The sequence below is a fragment of the Chitinasiproducens palmae genome, assembly GCF_900095735.1.
Taxonomy (GTDB): domain Bacteria; phylum Pseudomonadota; class Gammaproteobacteria; order Burkholderiales; family Burkholderiaceae; genus Chitinasiproducens; species Chitinasiproducens palmae.
Map to the genome: position 1 here is coordinate 1 of NZ_FNLO01000004.1, position 14,843 is coordinate 14,843.

The following is a 14,843-nucleotide window of genomic DNA, read 5'->3' on the forward strand; positions in this document are numbered from 1 at the left end:
CCGAGCACGCGCTTTTCCACGAATGCCCTTGCTCGCATCAGTTGGTCCGTCGATTGATACGTCACGCGTTGCCCGTCCAGCTCGCAGGTCAACACGCCCGAGGCGATCGCCTGATCGAGCGCGTCGAGATCCGTTTGCGTTAGTGCCATAGCGGCCCTCACAGCCAGTTGTCGCGATCCGGTATCCAGTCCGAACCGCCGTTGTCATAGTTACGCGGCGCCGGCTCGCTCGGTGCAGCTGCCGCCGCCTGAGGCGGGACCGCCGCCCCGTCGTCGGCCACGTCGTCTTCGACTCGCTCAGCAGGCATGGCGCCAGCGCTGAAAAAGTCACTTTGCAGCGGGGCGACGCGATCGGCGAGCACTTGCCACATCGCATCGGTAAATCGATGCAGGTCCAATGCATGCGCCGCGAAGAGCGAATACACGGTGCAGTCCAGCACCTCGTTACGAGCGCCAGGCTTGCGCTTGATCCAGCGCGATTCCTCGCCGCTTTTCGTGCGCTGCACGATCCGCACTTCGGCGGTTAGCTGGTCGTAGAACGCGTCTTCCAGCTGGTCGCTAAAGTGCATGTAGCCTGGCCCCGGCTGGGTGAGCGCGAGCCGGTTGTGTATCAAGTCCTTGGCCGTATCGGTGCCTACGTGCCAGAGCTTCACGCCGCGCTTCTGGACCTTCCCGTTTTCGTTGACGTCCTGCTTGGACGGCTTGCCCTTGATCGGCTTGCCAGCCGCTGGGTCGCCGCGTATCGCATAAACGCGCCGATACGCGCGATCGCGGCAAAACGCGTACACGGAATGCGTATGGTGTCCCTGCGTGTCGATCGCGACAGCTTCGATAGAGAGCATCTGACCGGCAGCATGCAAATAGCGTGTCTGCAAGTACGCGTCGAGCTTGTCCCACGACTCTCGCTGCGCGGGATTCGCCGACAGCACCGTGTAATCGACGATCCACATTTCCTCGCCGCGTCCAAAGGCCCACACGGTGATTTCGAACCGGTCGTCTTGGGTGTCGACCCCTGCCCCGAGGATCAAGCCGCCCATCGGCACGGTGCGCAGCGCGTAGGGTTCCGCACGCTTTTTCAGTAGATCGACGTCCGTTTCCTCGACGTCTTCCTCCCAGGCCTCGCCCAGCGTCGTATTGACGAAGGTTTTCAATTCGGACGTATCGCCGGTCTTTGCTTTCTCCTTCGCGCCCTTGAACTCTCGGACCAATTTTTCCCAACTAACTTGTGGGCTATACGCCGTCCAGATCGAGAAGCCGACCGAAGGCGGCGTCGGCGCAAGTGCGCCGTCAGGCCTGCGGAATCGCCCAGCGTGGTCGATCCAGGTGCCATCCTTCGCTTTCCAGCGTCCCAACTCCCAAACATTGAGATATTCGGCCTGCGTGTAACCGACGCCGCAGGCGGGACAGTGATGCACAACGCCAGCTGGATCGTTGAAATCGAACTTGAAGCCATGCGGTACATCCTTTCCTCCCCACCGCATCACATGCTCGGCTTGGCAGTTCGGACACGGCACGTGGAACTGAAACTGCGCGGCCGTCTCGTCGTGCCGCGACTCAATCAACGAGAAGCCCTTGAGCTTCAGCGTGCCGCCGAAGATCATCTTCGGGAACGTCGCGCCTTCAACGCGCTTTGCAGCGAGCAGGCCCGGAGACCCCTCCTTTTCAATGTCCCGATCAAAAGCGTCGGCCTCGTCGAGATAGCCAACGTCGACGGAAAGGCGCCGGTAATTCTTGGCGGCTTTGCCACCGCGAATGTGCAGCGTCGAGCCGAGGAACACTTTCTGTCGCAGCGTGTTGTGCTTGCTCCGCTGCATATACGACGGAAACACGTCGCGCATGACCACGACGTCGCGCAACATCGGCTCAATCTCAGTTTTGACGAATTCCGCTGCGTCGTCGTCGGTCGGTTGCCACACGCACTGATTGCGCCGGCGGTGATGCGCGAAATATCCCATCGACGCCAGGATCATTTTCGTATAGCCAACACGCGCCGATTTTTTGAACACCACCTCGCGGATGTCGTCGTTCGACATCGCGTCGAGGATCGCCCGCTGATACGGGTACGCGCTCCACCGCTGCTCAACGTAGCTGGACTCTGCCGACAAGTAGAAGTGATCCGAGGCCCACTGCGACAGCGTCATTGGCGGCGCCGTCGCGAGAGACTTAAGCCCCTTCGTTACCGCTTTCTGTATCTCCGCCCTCTGTATCGTCTCCTGGTCCATCCAGCGCCTCATCCAATTTCATCGCGGCAGCTACGTTGCGCGCTCTACTGATTTCGGCCTCGATCGCTTCCACGTCCGAGGCCGGCAAGTGAGGCAGGCGACGCTTGACCTGCGGCGGTATCGCCTCAAGAATTGCACTCACCCGCCGGCCAATGCGCGCGCAGGTCGCTTCGAGTAACGCAATCGGGGCCAGCTCGCGGCGTTGCACCGCGTTGGCCATCTCGATTCGGATACGCTGTTCGCGAGCCAGGGCGGCCCGCTCTTGCGCCAAGTCCAGCACGCCCTCCGAGTAACGGCCAGCGGCTTGCTCGCGCAGATGCCCGCAGTAGCACAGCAGCCATTCATGTGCTGCGCCGTCGCGGGTAAGAACGCCGCGCATGATCAGGTCGCTGACGGCCGGCTGTGAAATGCCGACCATTGCGCCGAACTGCGCTTGCGTGATTGGCGTTTTCGTCTCAATGGCTTCTTGCCCCATCGTATAACCCCCTTACACACGGCTCGTAAGTAGTTTTCGAACAGGGCTCGAATTACCCGTGAGATACCCCGCCCCTGGGAAGGACCCATTGGCCGCGGGCGACGGCATCAGCTGCCGAATTCGCGCTCGATTGCTTGTCGCAACAGCTCGTCGCCGAACGTGTCGACCACCTCGTCCGCCGTCTCGTAGAACGGGAAACGCTGCACGTACTGCGGCGTTGAACGAGCCGCGAGCAACACCGGCCGAATGGCCCAGCCGTGCGCGAACGGGTAGCGAACCCAGATGCCTGGCGCCAGATGCCGCGCACGGTACAGGCCCGCGATGAAGAAGCGCGGCCCGGCACGCTTGCGCCGCCCCTTCGCACCGGCTTTCCCTTCGCGTCGCCCGCGCGAGATCGGCGTCTCGTTCGTGTACGCGTCACCCTGCGCGCTCAACTGCGAAAGCAGCTTTGAATACTGGCCGCGCTGCACGTTGCCATAGGCATCGAGCGATGCAGCAGCGGCCGGGACAAACTGACCGGACAGACCTAAGCGAGCGAGCAGCTCGCCCGCCCGAGCGCTGCGACGGGCGAGCGCGTTCTCAACCCCTTTCGTGTTTCGCCGGCCGCCCTCGATCTGCGGCGCCAGGTACTTCGCCGCAGGCGTTCCCTTGTACGCCTCATCCTTGATGCCGACTTCGGCCGTCAGTTGCTGCGTGGTCGCTCGTCGCAGATACAGCGCGTTGAGCGTGTACGGCGTAGGACGATCGAAGACCTCGCGCATCTTGCGCACCAACTCACCGCGCACTTCGGTCGCTAGATCGTTGAGAGCAGCCCGTTGCGCGTATGGCAGTTTGCGGTCGACGACTTCCCGCAGCCGATCATTAAGACCGGACGCATCGATGCTGATACCGAAATGCGCCATCTCGATCCCCAAAAGCAAAAGCCCCGAGGGCTTTCGCACTCAGGGCTTTTCGTAATCAGTTTTGCTAGGCCGAGCTTCGCCCAAAGACCTCACAGGCTCCATTTTTAATTATTGTGTCCCGAGAGGTTTGCACGACTAAAGCGCGGTGCCAGCAATCGTCCAGTGCCACAGTAAAGAACGTGCGGCAAGTATGCACACGGGTTCAAGGATTTTGCAAGCCATCGCATCGGTGTTGCTGCCTCATCGTGTCGTTGACGAGCGCATCAAGGTTATCGAGCATGGTTAACGCACTTTCAAAGCGCGTATGCCACACGTGCTCATATGTCCGCAGCGGCAAGCCCAGGTGTCGCGCACGCAGCGCCCGATTTACCGGCCTGGTGCCCGTGCCGTTGCAATCGGGGCATATCTGCCGATGAGGGATGGTCGTGCGGGCAACGGCCTTTCCCGTGCCGTCGCAACACGGGCAGGCGGACCTGACGCGATAGATCAGCGGCCCGCTGCCTTCCGGGTGCGCCGCGAACGGTATCAGGTGTTCGTCGATTAACACCCCTGCGCCATCGCAAACCGCGCATGTCTCGACACGGGCGGAAGCGGATGCCTCTTTCCCGCCCACCGTGCCGCGCCCCTTACATGTCGGGCATCGGTCGTTGACCCATTCATCAAGCACGGCCGCCGCAAGACGATCGTACACCTCGCCGTGCTGCGGACCGCTTCTATCGCTGGACGACAACAGCAAACGATTGCGCCCGTGTCGGGTTCGACTTACTGGCCGGCTGTTTCGAAGGCTCTCTGAAAACAGCAGCGACGCCCGGGCGATGCCAGCCCGTTTCACATCCTGCCCGTACTTCATACGCCACAAGAGCCGGCCTAGCTCGTTGGCAAAGGCCAAGGCGCCCAAAGTCACTTTGCGGTCAGGCGTGGCGTCGGTAAAAGCGCCGCGCGTACTCATCGCAATCCCGGCTCGCTCTCTGAAGTCGATCATTCGTTTCCGTCTCCTTGTCCCAGTGTCCTAACGTCCCGAGGGGAAGCGTTGTGGGTGCGCATGCGTGCGCGACCTGCGACGTGCGCTCCTGCGTCGCGCACGTCGCGCCGCACGGGCACGTACACGGGGCGGTGCGCTTGGGACGGCGAGACGTAGTCGGACGTTTGGCGCGCCGTGCGTCGAATGCTGGCGCGCCGCGAGACAGGTGCGCGCGCGCCATGTTGAGACGACGATTCACAGTGGCGCATCATCGGTCTCGCTTGTGCTGGTGGTTGCGATTGGCGACGGGCGATCCGGCGGGCATTCGTAGTACCAGTCACGCCGACCGGTAGACTGGCGCTTCCGAATCCAGCCCAGCGCTTTCAGAGCCTTTCCAACGCGCCGTTGTTCGGCCGGCGTCCACTTCGAGGTTTCGAGCCGAAGGCAATTTTCGAAGATCTCGCGCATCGTTATGGTCGTCAGCCCGACAACGTGCTCCCCGATCATCGTTTCGTAGATATCCCCCTCATACCGGGCGTCCTGCTCGATCTCGAACAGCTGACGCTCATGCGACAGAACCGCCCAGGGTCGCGGGGTGTTTCCGCCTGACAGGCGATTCTGCTCATGCCAGCGCTCGTACAGGTGATAGGCTTCCGCCCAGATCTGATCGCGGTTCAGTGCGAGCGCCTCAAGGTCAACAGGGCGCTCGACCTTGACAGGCCAGTAACGCCGGTTCCCGGACTCGTCTTTCAGGTAGGAGTCGAAGTTGACCGAGCCAGCAAAGACGCCTTGCCGGGGCACGTCAATCGCTCGTCGCCCGTAGGGCGGCCGGTAGGTGTCGTGACTGGACGAGAAGAATCGCTTCGTGGCCGAAGACTCCGCCTTGCTCAACGCGTCCAGTTCGCCCAGCTCGATGATCCATTTTCCGACCATGACGACATAGGTGTCCTTGTCGCCAATCACCATCTGAGCGTCGGTGAACCAGGCATCCCCCGCCAGGATGCGCAGCGCGGTCGACTTACCTACGCCCTGGTCGCCTTCGAGGATCAGTACGTTGTCGACCTTGCAGCCTGGCTCCATCACACGCGCTACGGCGGCGATCGGCCATTTGTATCCGACAGATCGCGTGTACTCGGTGTCCGGCACGCTGAGGTAACGGCTTAACCAGCCATCGCTAACGCGCTTTCTGCCGTCCCACTTCAATTCCCTGAGGTATTCGCGCACGACGTGGTAGCGGTGCCGGTCAGCCGCGAGTTGTACGGCACTGATGATGACGTCCGATCGAGCGTTGAAACCGTAGCGCTGCGCCAGCCATAGTGCGCAGCGGGCGTCGTCCATGTCGGTCCACTCCCCTTCCTCGCCACCGATGAACGGCGGCGCCTTGCGCTTCATGACCCTGCTGGCGAACTCTTCAAAGGCGATGATGCCGGCCCATGCCTCATCGTTTTCGAGGATGAGAAACACGTTGTCGAGCGTGGGCAGCACCGCGCGACTCTTCTCGGCGCGTTTCAGATCCTGTTGCCAGGTGTACGCGCCGTTTTCGACAATCTCCCCTTCGTCGGCTGCCGCCTCAGGCGAAGGTTTCACGGTGTCCGCCGCCACGCGCGCCCTGACCGCCTCTGGCACCAAAGCGGACAGGATTGCCGCTGCTACCTGCGTCTTGACCGCTTCCAGGCCCTGCTCGACGTGCAGGTCGTTGAAGTCCGTTAGTCCGCGCTCGCCGCGATTTGAGAAGCGTGGGGACACAACCGAGGCATTGCCCACTTGAGCTGCCGCCTCGTAGGCGTACTTCAGCCCCGCATTCTCGAAACGCACGGTCCTTTCTGCATGCGCCGTCGCGACTGTCAGTTCAAGGAACGCAACACCGTGCCGGTCCAACTTCTTCAACGCTGCCAGCTGATAATCGACGCCCGCATGCGTGCCGTTGACCGCCGCTCCGTCCAACGGCAATGAGTCCGCCAGGCCGAAGCGCTCGCTGACTTCATCGCGTAGGCGGCGCTCAATCATCCAATCGTCGTCTGCGCAGAACAGCAGGTGAAGGTCGGGATGCCGAGCACGGATCGCTGCTGCCGCTGGTGCGAGGTTGCCCGCATCGAAGCACACAAAGACAGGCACCGAATCATCGGTGGACATTCGCACGCTTCGCGCCGTCGCGTAGCCTTCGGTTACCAACGCGATGCGGTCGTCGGCACCGAGGTCGCCGAGACGGCAAGCCGCAGCACGCTTACCTACGCCCTTGTTAAAGCGTTTCGCACCGTCCGGTGTGATTTTCTGCAGACCGACTAAGTCGCCCGTGTCATAGCGCAGCATTGGCACTAGGATTTGGCCATCCGCGTCGAAGCGTACCGTCTCAGCTGTGATCCGCTTCCGTTCGAGGTATGGCGAGTGCCCTTCTTTGTTTGCGCTCGTCCACTGCTGCCGCGCGCGAGTAGCCGCCCGCTGGGCTGACGCTGCCTTCTGCTCCGCTTCCTTTTCGGCGGCTTCCCTCTCGCGCCGCTGTAACGCGTCGCGCTCGTCCTGCGTCATGGGAGAGCCTTCCCACTGAAAGCGCTCCGCCCCATTGTCGGTGCCCCGCCAATACCCGTAGGCGCCCGCATAGCTGCGGCTGCCGTCCATCCGGCTAACCTCATGCAGGGCGTACCAATACTTCTTTTGCTTGCCGTACCGGTGCACCTTGCCATCCGCCACGGGATGACCATCGGGCAGTGTCGGATGTCCTGCCGCCGCCAACTGCGCCACGACGCTATCCAGACTTCTCATGCCGCCTTTTCCCCGCAACGCTTGATGACGCATTGCCGCCGGAAACGAGCGGGCGCAGAAAGGCCAAGCCGACGAACGAGGATGCAGACAGCCCCACGTGCTGCGCACGCGTTACGGTGTTTTCTCAAAGTCACTTTGCTTACTCTGGTTATTTGCCGCGTAGTCGTTTCCACTCGGCCGCGTGGAGCGCTTCGAAGCGCTCCAGCTCGGAGGTGACGAGATGCGGCGTGATCGCCGCGAGGAAGAGTTGGCGTTCCTGTTTGGTTACGTGGGCAGCACATACTTGCGATGCGGCGTCGATGAACGCCGGCATGCAGCCAACTGTGCGGGCCATTGCGGCCACATCACCAGCAGGAAGCGCCCGGAGGATGCTGAGCAGCTGCGCGTGCAACTGCTGCGGGCCGAGGCGCATTGCACGCCGACACGCGCATAGGGCACAACCAATCATGCTTTGGTAGTCGCAATCTAGACCCATCGTGACGCGGTCTTGTTTGCAGCAGGTCATGCCAGGCTTGAAGTGCATGCCATCAGTCCGGGCGGGTTTCGGACATGCCCTGCAGCGCGGCGACCAAGTGCTGCAATGCTTCGCTCACAGCGAGCGCGTTCCGCTTTACGTGGTCCACCTCATGCTGCTCGACCCGGCCGTCAGCAAGCGTCTCGTACACGGATTTACCGACCGCCCCCTGACGAACCATCAGGACCGCAAGGTGTTCGACCACGTCCAGATCCGCTGCGCAGCCATCGGCCGACACGGGGATCATCACGTAGCCGTGCTGATGCACAAGTGCCCGCAGTGGCCGAACGTCGCCGGTCACCCCAATCAGGCGATCCAGCTCTGCGACGGTCAGGTGATGCGTCGCATTGTTCGGGTTGACCTTGTTACGGAGGACGGCGGGCGACATGCCAATGCGCGGCGCAAGCGATTCGCTGCCGCCGGCATAGTCGTGCACCATCGCGTGCGTGGCGTCTGCTATGTTCATTGCGACCTCGATTGAACGTATCGCGTAGCGGCTCGTGCCGATAAAGTCCGGTTGCGGCTGAAGCTTGGGCCGGCATCGACAGAGCTGACAAAGTGAGAATCTTGCAAAGACGTGTAGCCCGACGAATCTCGCCTCTTGGCAAGCGGCGACTTCTGCACCGCGGATTGCGGGGCCAATCCCTCTTGAATGGGCGGAGTACACCGGTCAGTGCGCATGTGCAGCCCCCTTCGATAAGCCTAAAGAAGCCTGCGGGCGCACCGACCGAGGCCAGCGGCTTGCCGTCGGGCCATTGGTCACCTGGCGAGAGGAAGTGCTCAAATCAGCACCTGCTCTCGTAACTGGGGAGGCGCGAATGCGTCGGGGCAAGCCAATCGCAGATATTGCAGGCGTGCCTTGGGGATTCCGTTGCGACGCCACTGCGAAACCGCGCCCGGATCGATCTCGCAAAGCCGCGCGACGGCTGAGGTCCCTCCCAGGGCGTCGATCAGACGGCAAGCGTCGGGATTGTGTAGGCGCGAAGTCATGCCCGGATTTAAGCGCACTCAAACGCATAAGTCAAGTCAACTCAAATGCGTTTGTTTAAGCTGCCTTAAATGAAAGCCCCTTCGACATTCATGGATCGCTTGCAGCAAGCCATCGCCACGCGCGAGGGCGAGCTTGGCGTTCGCATCCTTAAAAAGGACCTCGCCAGGGCTGCCAACGTCTCGTCATCCGCGGTGACGCTTTGGTACAAGGGAAGCACCGAGCAATTGAAAGCGGAGTCGCTTTTCGGGCTTGCTCGCTATCTGAGGGTCCGTCCCGAATGGCTCCGGGACAATGTCGGACCGATGCGCGATAGCAAGTCGCAAGAGTCGGTTGAGCCGGCTTTCGCGGCCCTGTCTCCAGCCGCTGAAGCGGCCATAGCAGCGATTCGAAGCGGCGATCAAGCGGGAATGCCCGCTGAAGTCTTCACTGCCATCGAGACGCTTCTTCGGTCTGTTCACCGTCGGCCTGAAGGGACCGACGACGGAGACCTGCCGCATCTTCAAGCGTGATCTCGATGTCGCACGGCATCGGCAGATCAATCGGCTCCAATGCTGCGTCGTAAGCCAGCATACGTCTCGCCGCCGTCAGCCGCCGTCGATTTTTGGTGAGGGTCAGACCCGGTTCCCCCACGAGCGTCACATTCCACTCAGTCGCCGAATGGGCGCTGCCTATTACGACGAGGCGCCCTACCAGCGCTTTATTCCATGCGTTCTTAATCAACGCCAAGTCGCCCGGCTTGCATCGCATCTCCGCCTCTCCGCCTGTGTGGCGTACTGTATATTTACACAGTAGTTTGCATTTCTTTTGAGATGGTTTCAAGCGCCATCTCGTGAGTGGCCACGACAAGGCGTCAACCGAGCCAGTTAGAGCGGGCCTTGAATTAAGCGTACTCAAATTTTCTTCCCTCTTTTGTTTGAGTGTGCTTAAATTCGCTACATGCACTTACGGAGCATGAGCGATGCCCTCTTACCGTTGCCATTTTCTGAACGAAGGACAGGAGCCGTCCGCTTCCCTGGTCCCAAGTATTCAGGTTCAAGCACCCAATGCCGTCGAGGCCGCACGCCTCACGCAGGCTGTCACCGGTTGCGCAATCGTCGTCGACGTTGAGCGGGTGGCCTCGTGAAAGCCTTCCTCGTCAAAGTCACTTTGCAGACCGGGCCGGTCGCGCCCTACTACGTGCTCGCGCGCTCGACGTGTGAAGCATGCGTGCAGGCGATGGACGTGCACGGCTTCGCGAGCCGCATCACCGTCAAAGCGGTGACCGCATGAAGTCCCCTTCCTTGTTGCTCATTTGGGCGGCCATCTGCGGACTGTTTGCGCTGATCGGAATCATGCAGCAGCTCGACGACATTGGCCGTCAGCCTGCGCCGGTCTCATCGAGCCGCGCCTGACGCCATGGCACAGCACGCGCCCGTGTCGCTCCTGCAAGTAGCGCGGACCTGGAAGCGTCTTCAGCTCACCGGAACGCTGCGGGACGCGGCCGCTAATCCTGCACTTTGGCGCGCAATTCTCGCAACCGCCAAAGCTGCCGCACGCAAACGGGCCGCGCAAAGCATCCGTCTTTCTCCCCTTCCGCCGGTTGATTTAAAGCGCCTCGCGTCCGGCGACAACGACTGAAACGACTCATGAAAGAGATACGCAACTTCCCGGCCGTGGACGTTGCGCGTCGCGGCACGCTCGGCGTCCGGACACGCACGTTTTACAAGCCGACGCACAGGCCGCTGATGGCGACCATCGTGATAGGCCGATTCGTCGTCCTTTGCCGACCAATCGCTGCCACGCCCTACACGCTGTACAGCGTTCTGTTCGAGGGCGCCGTAGTCCGACAACAGATGTCGATGCCGTGCATCGCGGACTGCGAGGCAGGACTGCGCCACCGCGCCCCCTCAACGGCGGTAGCCGCCGGCGCACTCAAACGCACACCCTCGACGCAAAGCCGTGCGCTACGCGTGAAGGTGCCCGCATGAAGAGGCTTGCGTCTGGCGACCTGCCATTACTGGCACCGATCGTCACAGGCAACACGAAAGCCGCTGTCGCACAGGCGGGCGGCAAGTCGGCCGACCTGTGGATGCTTGCGCCCGACCAAATCCATTACGACGCGCTCGACAACATTCGCCCGCTCAACATCGACCGCGTCAGGCATCTGGCGAATCTGATGCTGGCGAACGGTTACGACAGGAAAAGCCCGCTTGGGTGCTTCGTTAGAAAGGTCGACGGGCAAGACCTGATTTTTGTCTACGCCGGCCAGCACCGCTACCACGCCGCGAAGCTCGCGATTGCCGAAGGGGCCGACATACAAAAGCTGCCGGTCATCATCGACGCTGCGAAGTCCGTCAGCCGTGTCGCGCTGATCATCGCAGGCGTCAACGGCAACGACGGGGAGCGACTGACGCCCCTGGAATTGTCAGCCGCTGTCGCGGAACTAGAGCGCGAAGGGCTGGATGCGAAAGCCATTGCAAAGTCACTTTGCGTAACCGACCAGACGCTCAGAGATTTGCGCCTGCTGCGCCAGGCCCCGGAACGGGTGCACGAAATGGTGCGTCGCGACGAAGTAGCCGCAACGCTCGCGATTGAACAACTCCGCCAGCACGGTCCCGAAAAGGCGCTCGCGAACCTCGAAGCGGCGCTAGCGCGGGCCGTTGAAGCAGGCAAGCCCCGAGCAACTGCCAAGCACGTCCACGCGGCTGAGAAGCCCCCTGCGGCACCGCCACGGCCGCCCCGCGCAGTAGCACGCACGGTCCCTAAGTCCGCCGCCAACCATGACTCACGACCGAACGGGGAAGCCAGTCACAGCGTTCCCGATCGTAGCAACGAATCCGACAGCGAATGCCGCCCTCCGCCCGTGCGGGCGCAGTCGATCACTACTGCTCGCCGACTCGACTCTGCAAGCGAAACCGCGCCCCCTAATCTGCTCCTGCGTCAGGTTGCCGAAGACGGCGCCTTCCGCTTTTTGTCCGATTCCCTGCGTCAACGCATCGCGCGATTCCTGGAGACAAACCCGCAATGAATCACAACACACCGCCCGACGACGGCCGACCGTTGGCCGACCTGATTCGCGAACTCCGCGAGCACCGCGAATTCGTCCCACGTCACGAGCTGGAGCTATTGGACCACGTGGCCGACTTCGCCGCCCGTAACGAAGTCACTGCCGTTCCGCCCCGTGCTCGCGACGCTGTGCGCGATCTGCATGCGCGCTTCGTTCGTCCCCACCTTACCGCCGCTCGGAGCAACGAAGAATGAAGCCCGACCCGTTCACGCAAGCGATGCCCAAAGCGCCCCTCGCCGAGGAGCAGGATGCAAACAAGCAGGCCAATCAGTGGCGCGCGCTTTTCTGCAAAGTCGCGATCGAACTGAATTGCCTGCCGAGTATGTCTATCGACGGCAACGAACATGTCCTACGCGCTGCACGAGAATACGGGGCACCGCCCGTCGAGCAGGCGGCAGGGGCGCTGACCGGCGACCTTGGTCAACTGATCGAAACCGTCAAGCGGCGAGATAAAGCTTGCGGCATTGCCGCCAATACACCCGGTGCCGACTATTTCGACGCCAGCACGAACATGCTGATCGCGGTTCGCGCTCTTGTGGCAAAGATCGAGACCGCCCCCGCACAGTTGCACCAAAGTGCAATTTCGGCGGGAAATGACACTCTAGTATCACCTGCTGCGCGTGACGTGCTCGCCGAGCGCCGTCGACAGATTGAGGTCGAAGGCCGGACGCCCGAGGAGGACGACCTTTACGACCGGGGACAAATGGCGACCGCCGCTGGATGCTACGCCATGTTCACGAAGGCATACCCGGCAGGCGATCCGTCGAGGCATTGGCCGTGGTCCTCGGAATGGTGGAAGCCGACCACGCCGCGCCGCAACCTTGTGAAAGCCGGTGCATTGATCCTGGCCGAGATCGAGCGCTTGGACCGCGCCGCACTCGCCGCCCGCAATGCAGAGAGCAAAGCCAGACAGACGGATGGTGCGTGATGGGATGGTCAATCGGCTTCGATAGCAACTGGCAGCGCGACATCGGCTACGGCGTACCCGCGCAATGCGATCATCCTGAATGCAACGAGAGAATCGACCGCGGCCTGGCATACGTCTGTGGCGGCGAACCCTACGGAGGGGATGACGGCTGCGGCCTTTACTTCTGCGCCAGTCATCTTCGCTGGCGCCGCAACCTCTGCGAGCAGTGCGTCGCCGGCAAAGCTGCTTTTGCCGCCAAGCCTGACGTCGCTGAGTGGCTGCAACACAAGCTGACCGATCCATCTTGGGCCGATTGGCGCACCGAGCACGCGCGAGAGGTGCACGAAATGCGCATGACCCTCGGCATAAGCCAAGGGGTGAAGCCATGAGCCGCATCATCGGCCTGCTCGTCTGCCTGGCGCTGCCCGTGTGGCTGCTGTTCGTCGCCATCTATCTCTGCGTGGAACCATCATGAGCAACGACAACACCGATGTGCTGAACGAACTGCGACGAGCCTGTGCGGAAATCCTGGGAAACGATGGTGATACGTGGCCCGACCACGGTAACGCCGCTTTGGCTATTGCTGCGGCGCTGGGACTGTACGTCAACGCCGCGAGAACTCTCGAAACCGAGAACGCCCGGCTCCGCCAACATATCGAGGCGGCGCAGAAGCAGGAGCCGGCGGCGTGGGTCCGTTATCGCAGCGACGGCGGTTTCGAAGGCCCGATCATGGATACCGATGCCCGCATGTGTGACACGCGCCGGGGATTTTGGACGCCGCTATTCGCCGGCCCTGCTATCGAGGTAGCGCCTGACAACTCGCAGGCGGCGGCACTGAGCGCAGCGAATCGCGGCGAGGATGCGCGGGACGCGGCGCGCTATCGTCGCTGGCGAGACGCCGCAATAGCGAATGACACAGTGTTCGCGCGAAACGTTCGCAAAGCGTTGCCACCTGAAGCGCGAGACGGCAAACCGCGCTGGCCCATCGCGTCTGAGTGGGACGCCGCCATCGACGCCGCCATCGCCCAATCCACGGCCCGCGACGGGAAGGAGCGGACGTGAAAGCGCCAAAGAAGCGGACTCGAAGCTACGATCCGACACGCTGGCTTCGCCGGGTCGAGGCCGGCGCGCAGCGTCGCCGTGACGCGAGCACGTTGTCGCATGAGCAGACGCTCGACGTTGGCATTGCCTGCCGGCTCTCTTTGGATCGCTTACGCCAGGGCGGCGACGAGTCGTCGTGGCACACGCTGGCGCTAGCCTTCAATGTGTCCCTCATTCTTTGCGAGCGCGGCGTCTGCGAGTCCTACTTGCCCGAGATTATCGCAGGCCAAGAGGCGCTCATGCGGATAAAGAAGCGAACACGCACAGCGAGAAGTTGGGCAATGGATGGAGCGGGCCGGCAAGCAATCGAGATTGCGCTCGATGTACATGAAGCGCACATGGAAGGTTGTACGCAGGGCGAGATACGGCTTGCCATCCGCGAGGTCGAGCGGCGAATGGCTGCGGGCGACGTGTTTGAAGAATCGGCAGAGCAGCAATTGACAACGCCAACGACTCCCGCCGAGCAGGCCGTTATCGGATGAGCAGAGAAACCGGGAGGATCAAATGAGCGAAAAATTGAACGCCCAGGAAGCCGCTGCGGTTGTCGGCGTTTCCGCACGGCAGGTCTACGCGCTCGCGTCGCCCAACGGACCGATTCCATGTTATCGGATCGGCGGACGAATCATCTTCGACAAAGACGACCTCAACGAGTACCTGAAATCATGTCGGTTTATCGAGACAAAGCGCGCGGTCGATACGTGTTTGAGTTCGACGCGCGTATCGATGGACAGCGAGTCCGCGCTAGAAAGATCCTTCCGAAAACTTGGAGTCGAACCCAAGCGGAGACGTTCGGAGAGAGAGAGCGAGCGCGGCTCTACAACCACGTCCGCAACGGCCATCGTGCCGCCCACACGATAGACGACGCTGTATCGAAGTATCTGGACTATCGCTGCCCAGAGTTGAAGAGCGGCCGAGCCGCCGCCGCAGAACTCGCCCAGGTGCATTGGGCATTTTCAGGAAAACCG

Annotated in this window: 18 protein-coding genes; 10 read left to right on the plus strand and 8 right to left on the minus strand. The window is 61.9% G+C overall.

Features of this window, described 5'->3' with window-relative positions:
• The 8 genes from BLU54_RS24535 to BLU54_RS07685 all read right to left on the minus strand — a co-directional run.
• The coding region (locus tag BLU54_RS24535; RefSeq protein ID WP_170845069.1) for a phage head-tail joining protein at nt 1–149 on the minus strand (149 nt) is incomplete at its 3' end.
• An 8-nt stretch (nt 150–157) separates the two neighbouring features.
• Entirely contained in the window at nt 158–2,221 is a 2,064-nt protein-coding gene (locus BLU54_RS07660; RefSeq protein WP_170845070.1) for a phage terminase large subunit family protein, read from the minus strand.
• A complete protein-coding gene (locus tag BLU54_RS07665; protein ID WP_091906735.1) occupies nt 2,163–2,696 on the minus strand; it encodes a terminase small subunit in 534 nt (177 codons plus the stop codon). The genes BLU54_RS07660 and BLU54_RS07665 overlap by 59 nt, the downstream gene beginning before the upstream one ends.
• Before the next feature lie 107 nt (nt 2,697–2,803).
• Nucleotides 2,804–3,598 (minus strand): hypothetical protein, encoded by a 795-nt coding sequence (locus tag BLU54_RS07670; RefSeq protein ID WP_091906737.1) that lies wholly within the window; start codon nt 3,596–3,598, stop codon nt 2,804–2,806.
• A gap of 202 nt (nt 3,599–3,800) precedes the next feature.
• Nucleotides 3,801–4,580: a DnaJ-like cysteine-rich domain-containing protein gene (locus tag BLU54_RS23170; RefSeq protein WP_139169557.1), complete on the minus strand. Its 780-nt coding sequence runs from the start codon at nt 4,578–4,580 to the stop codon at nt 3,801–3,803.
• Nucleotides 4,581–4,814: 234 nt separating this feature from the next.
• A complete protein-coding gene (locus BLU54_RS07675) occupies nt 4,815–7,319 on the minus strand; it encodes a VapE domain-containing protein (RefSeq protein ID WP_170845071.1) in 2,505 nt (834 codons plus the stop codon).
• 148 nt (nt 7,320–7,467) lie between these two features.
• A complete protein-coding gene (locus tag BLU54_RS07680) occupies nt 7,468–7,842 on the minus strand; it encodes a hypothetical protein (RefSeq protein WP_139169559.1) in 375 nt (124 codons plus the stop codon).
• Nucleotides 7,843–7,846: 4 nt separating this feature from the next.
• Nucleotides 7,847–8,299, minus strand: a complete 453-nt coding sequence (locus BLU54_RS07685) for a phage regulatory CII family protein (RefSeq protein WP_091906743.1) — start codon at nt 8,297–8,299, stop codon at nt 7,847–7,849.
• 593 nt (nt 8,300–8,892) lie between these two features.
• Between BLU54_RS07685 and BLU54_RS23175 the strand changes: the two genes are divergently transcribed.
• The 10 genes from BLU54_RS23175 (at nt 8,893) to BLU54_RS07735 (ending at nt 14,736) form a co-directional block, all read left to right on the plus strand.
• Nucleotides 8,893–9,333, plus strand: coding sequence for a helix-turn-helix domain-containing protein (locus BLU54_RS23175; RefSeq protein WP_139169561.1), 441 nt, complete (start codon nt 8,893–8,895; stop codon nt 9,331–9,333).
• Between the two features lie 610 nt (nt 9,334–9,943).
• Entirely contained in the window at nt 9,944–10,093 is a 150-nt protein-coding gene (locus BLU54_RS23670) for a hypothetical protein (protein WP_170845073.1), read from the plus strand.
• Nucleotides 10,090–10,215: a hypothetical protein gene (locus tag BLU54_RS24365; protein WP_268874512.1), complete on the plus strand. Its 126-nt coding sequence runs from the start codon at nt 10,090–10,092 to the stop codon at nt 10,213–10,215. Before BLU54_RS23670 ends, BLU54_RS24365 begins: the two co-directional genes overlap by 4 nt.
• A gap of 572 nt (nt 10,216–10,787) precedes the next feature.
• Nucleotides 10,788–11,831 carry a ParB/RepB/Spo0J family partition protein gene (locus BLU54_RS07705; protein ID WP_091906752.1) on the plus strand — a complete coding sequence of 348 codons (1,044 nt, stop codon included), beginning with the start codon at nt 10,788–10,790 and terminating at the stop codon, nt 11,829–11,831.
• A complete protein-coding gene (locus BLU54_RS07710; RefSeq protein ID WP_091906754.1) occupies nt 11,828–12,064 on the plus strand; it encodes a hypothetical protein in 237 nt (78 codons plus the stop codon). The genes BLU54_RS07705 and BLU54_RS07710 overlap by 4 nt, the downstream gene beginning before the upstream one ends.
• Entirely contained in the window at nt 12,061–12,798 is a 738-nt protein-coding gene (locus tag BLU54_RS07715) for a hypothetical protein (protein ID WP_091906756.1), read from the plus strand. Before BLU54_RS07710 ends, BLU54_RS07715 begins: the two co-directional genes overlap by 4 nt.
• The gene (locus BLU54_RS07720) at nt 12,798–13,166 is read left to right on the plus strand and encodes a hypothetical protein (protein WP_091906758.1); all 369 of its coding nucleotides are present in this window, start codon (nt 12,798–12,800) and stop codon (nt 13,164–13,166) included. The genes BLU54_RS07715 and BLU54_RS07720 overlap by 1 nt, the downstream gene beginning before the upstream one ends.
• 82 nt (nt 13,167–13,248) lie before the next feature.
• Nucleotides 13,249–13,839: a hypothetical protein gene (locus BLU54_RS07725; RefSeq protein WP_091906760.1), complete on the plus strand. Its 591-nt coding sequence runs from the start codon at nt 13,249–13,251 to the stop codon at nt 13,837–13,839.
• Nucleotides 13,836–14,360 (plus strand): hypothetical protein, encoded by a 525-nt coding sequence (locus BLU54_RS07730; protein WP_091906762.1) that lies wholly within the window; start codon nt 13,836–13,838, stop codon nt 14,358–14,360. Before BLU54_RS07725 ends, BLU54_RS07730 begins: the two co-directional genes overlap by 4 nt.
• Before the next feature lie 22 nt (nt 14,361–14,382).
• The gene (locus tag BLU54_RS07735; protein WP_091906764.1) at nt 14,383–14,736 is read left to right on the plus strand and encodes a helix-turn-helix domain-containing protein; all 354 of its coding nucleotides are present in this window, start codon (nt 14,383–14,385) and stop codon (nt 14,734–14,736) included.
• Nucleotides 14,737–14,843: the final 107 nt, after the last annotated feature.

What these genes read in the sequence shown, in the direction of transcription:
- BLU54_RS07660 (WP_170845070.1), bottom strand. Translation starts at nt 2,221, where the DNA reads ATGGACCAGGAGACGATACAGAGGGCGGAGATACAGAAAGCGGTAACG.
- BLU54_RS07665 (WP_091906735.1), bottom strand. Translation starts at nt 2,696, where the DNA reads ATGGGGCAAGAAGCCATTGAGACGAAAACGCCAATCACGCAAGCGCAG.
- BLU54_RS07670 (WP_091906737.1), bottom strand. Translation starts at nt 3,598, where the DNA reads ATGGCGCATTTCGGTATCAGCATCGATGCGTCCGGTCTTAATGATCGG.
- BLU54_RS23170 (WP_139169557.1), bottom strand. Translation starts at nt 4,580, where the DNA reads ATGATCGACTTCAGAGAGCGAGCCGGGATTGCGATGAGTACGCGCGGC.
- BLU54_RS07675 (WP_170845071.1), bottom strand. Translation starts at nt 7,319, where the DNA reads ATGAGAAGTCTGGATAGCGTCGTGGCGCAGTTGGCGGCGGCAGGACAT.
- BLU54_RS07680 (WP_139169559.1), bottom strand. Translation starts at nt 7,842, where the DNA reads ATGCACTTCAAGCCTGGCATGACCTGCTGCAAACAAGACCGCGTCACG.
- BLU54_RS07685 (WP_091906743.1), bottom strand. Translation starts at nt 8,299, where the DNA reads ATGAACATAGCAGACGCCACGCACGCGATGGTGCACGACTATGCCGGC.
- BLU54_RS23175 (WP_139169561.1), top strand. Translation starts at nt 8,893, where the DNA reads ATGAAAGCCCCTTCGACATTCATGGATCGCTTGCAGCAAGCCATCGCC.
- BLU54_RS24365 (WP_268874512.1), top strand. Translation starts at nt 10,090, where the DNA reads ATGAAGTCCCCTTCCTTGTTGCTCATTTGGGCGGCCATCTGCGGACTG.
- BLU54_RS07705 (WP_091906752.1), top strand. Translation starts at nt 10,788, where the DNA reads ATGAAGAGGCTTGCGTCTGGCGACCTGCCATTACTGGCACCGATCGTC.
- BLU54_RS07710 (WP_091906754.1), top strand. Translation starts at nt 11,828, where the DNA reads ATGAATCACAACACACCGCCCGACGACGGCCGACCGTTGGCCGACCTG.
- BLU54_RS07715 (WP_091906756.1), top strand. Translation starts at nt 12,061, where the DNA reads ATGAAGCCCGACCCGTTCACGCAAGCGATGCCCAAAGCGCCCCTCGCC.
- BLU54_RS07720 (WP_091906758.1), top strand. Translation starts at nt 12,798, where the DNA reads ATGGGATGGTCAATCGGCTTCGATAGCAACTGGCAGCGCGACATCGGC.
- BLU54_RS07725 (WP_091906760.1), top strand. Translation starts at nt 13,249, where the DNA reads ATGAGCAACGACAACACCGATGTGCTGAACGAACTGCGACGAGCCTGT.
- BLU54_RS07735 (WP_091906764.1), top strand. Translation starts at nt 14,383, where the DNA reads ATGAGCGAAAAATTGAACGCCCAGGAAGCCGCTGCGGTTGTCGGCGTT.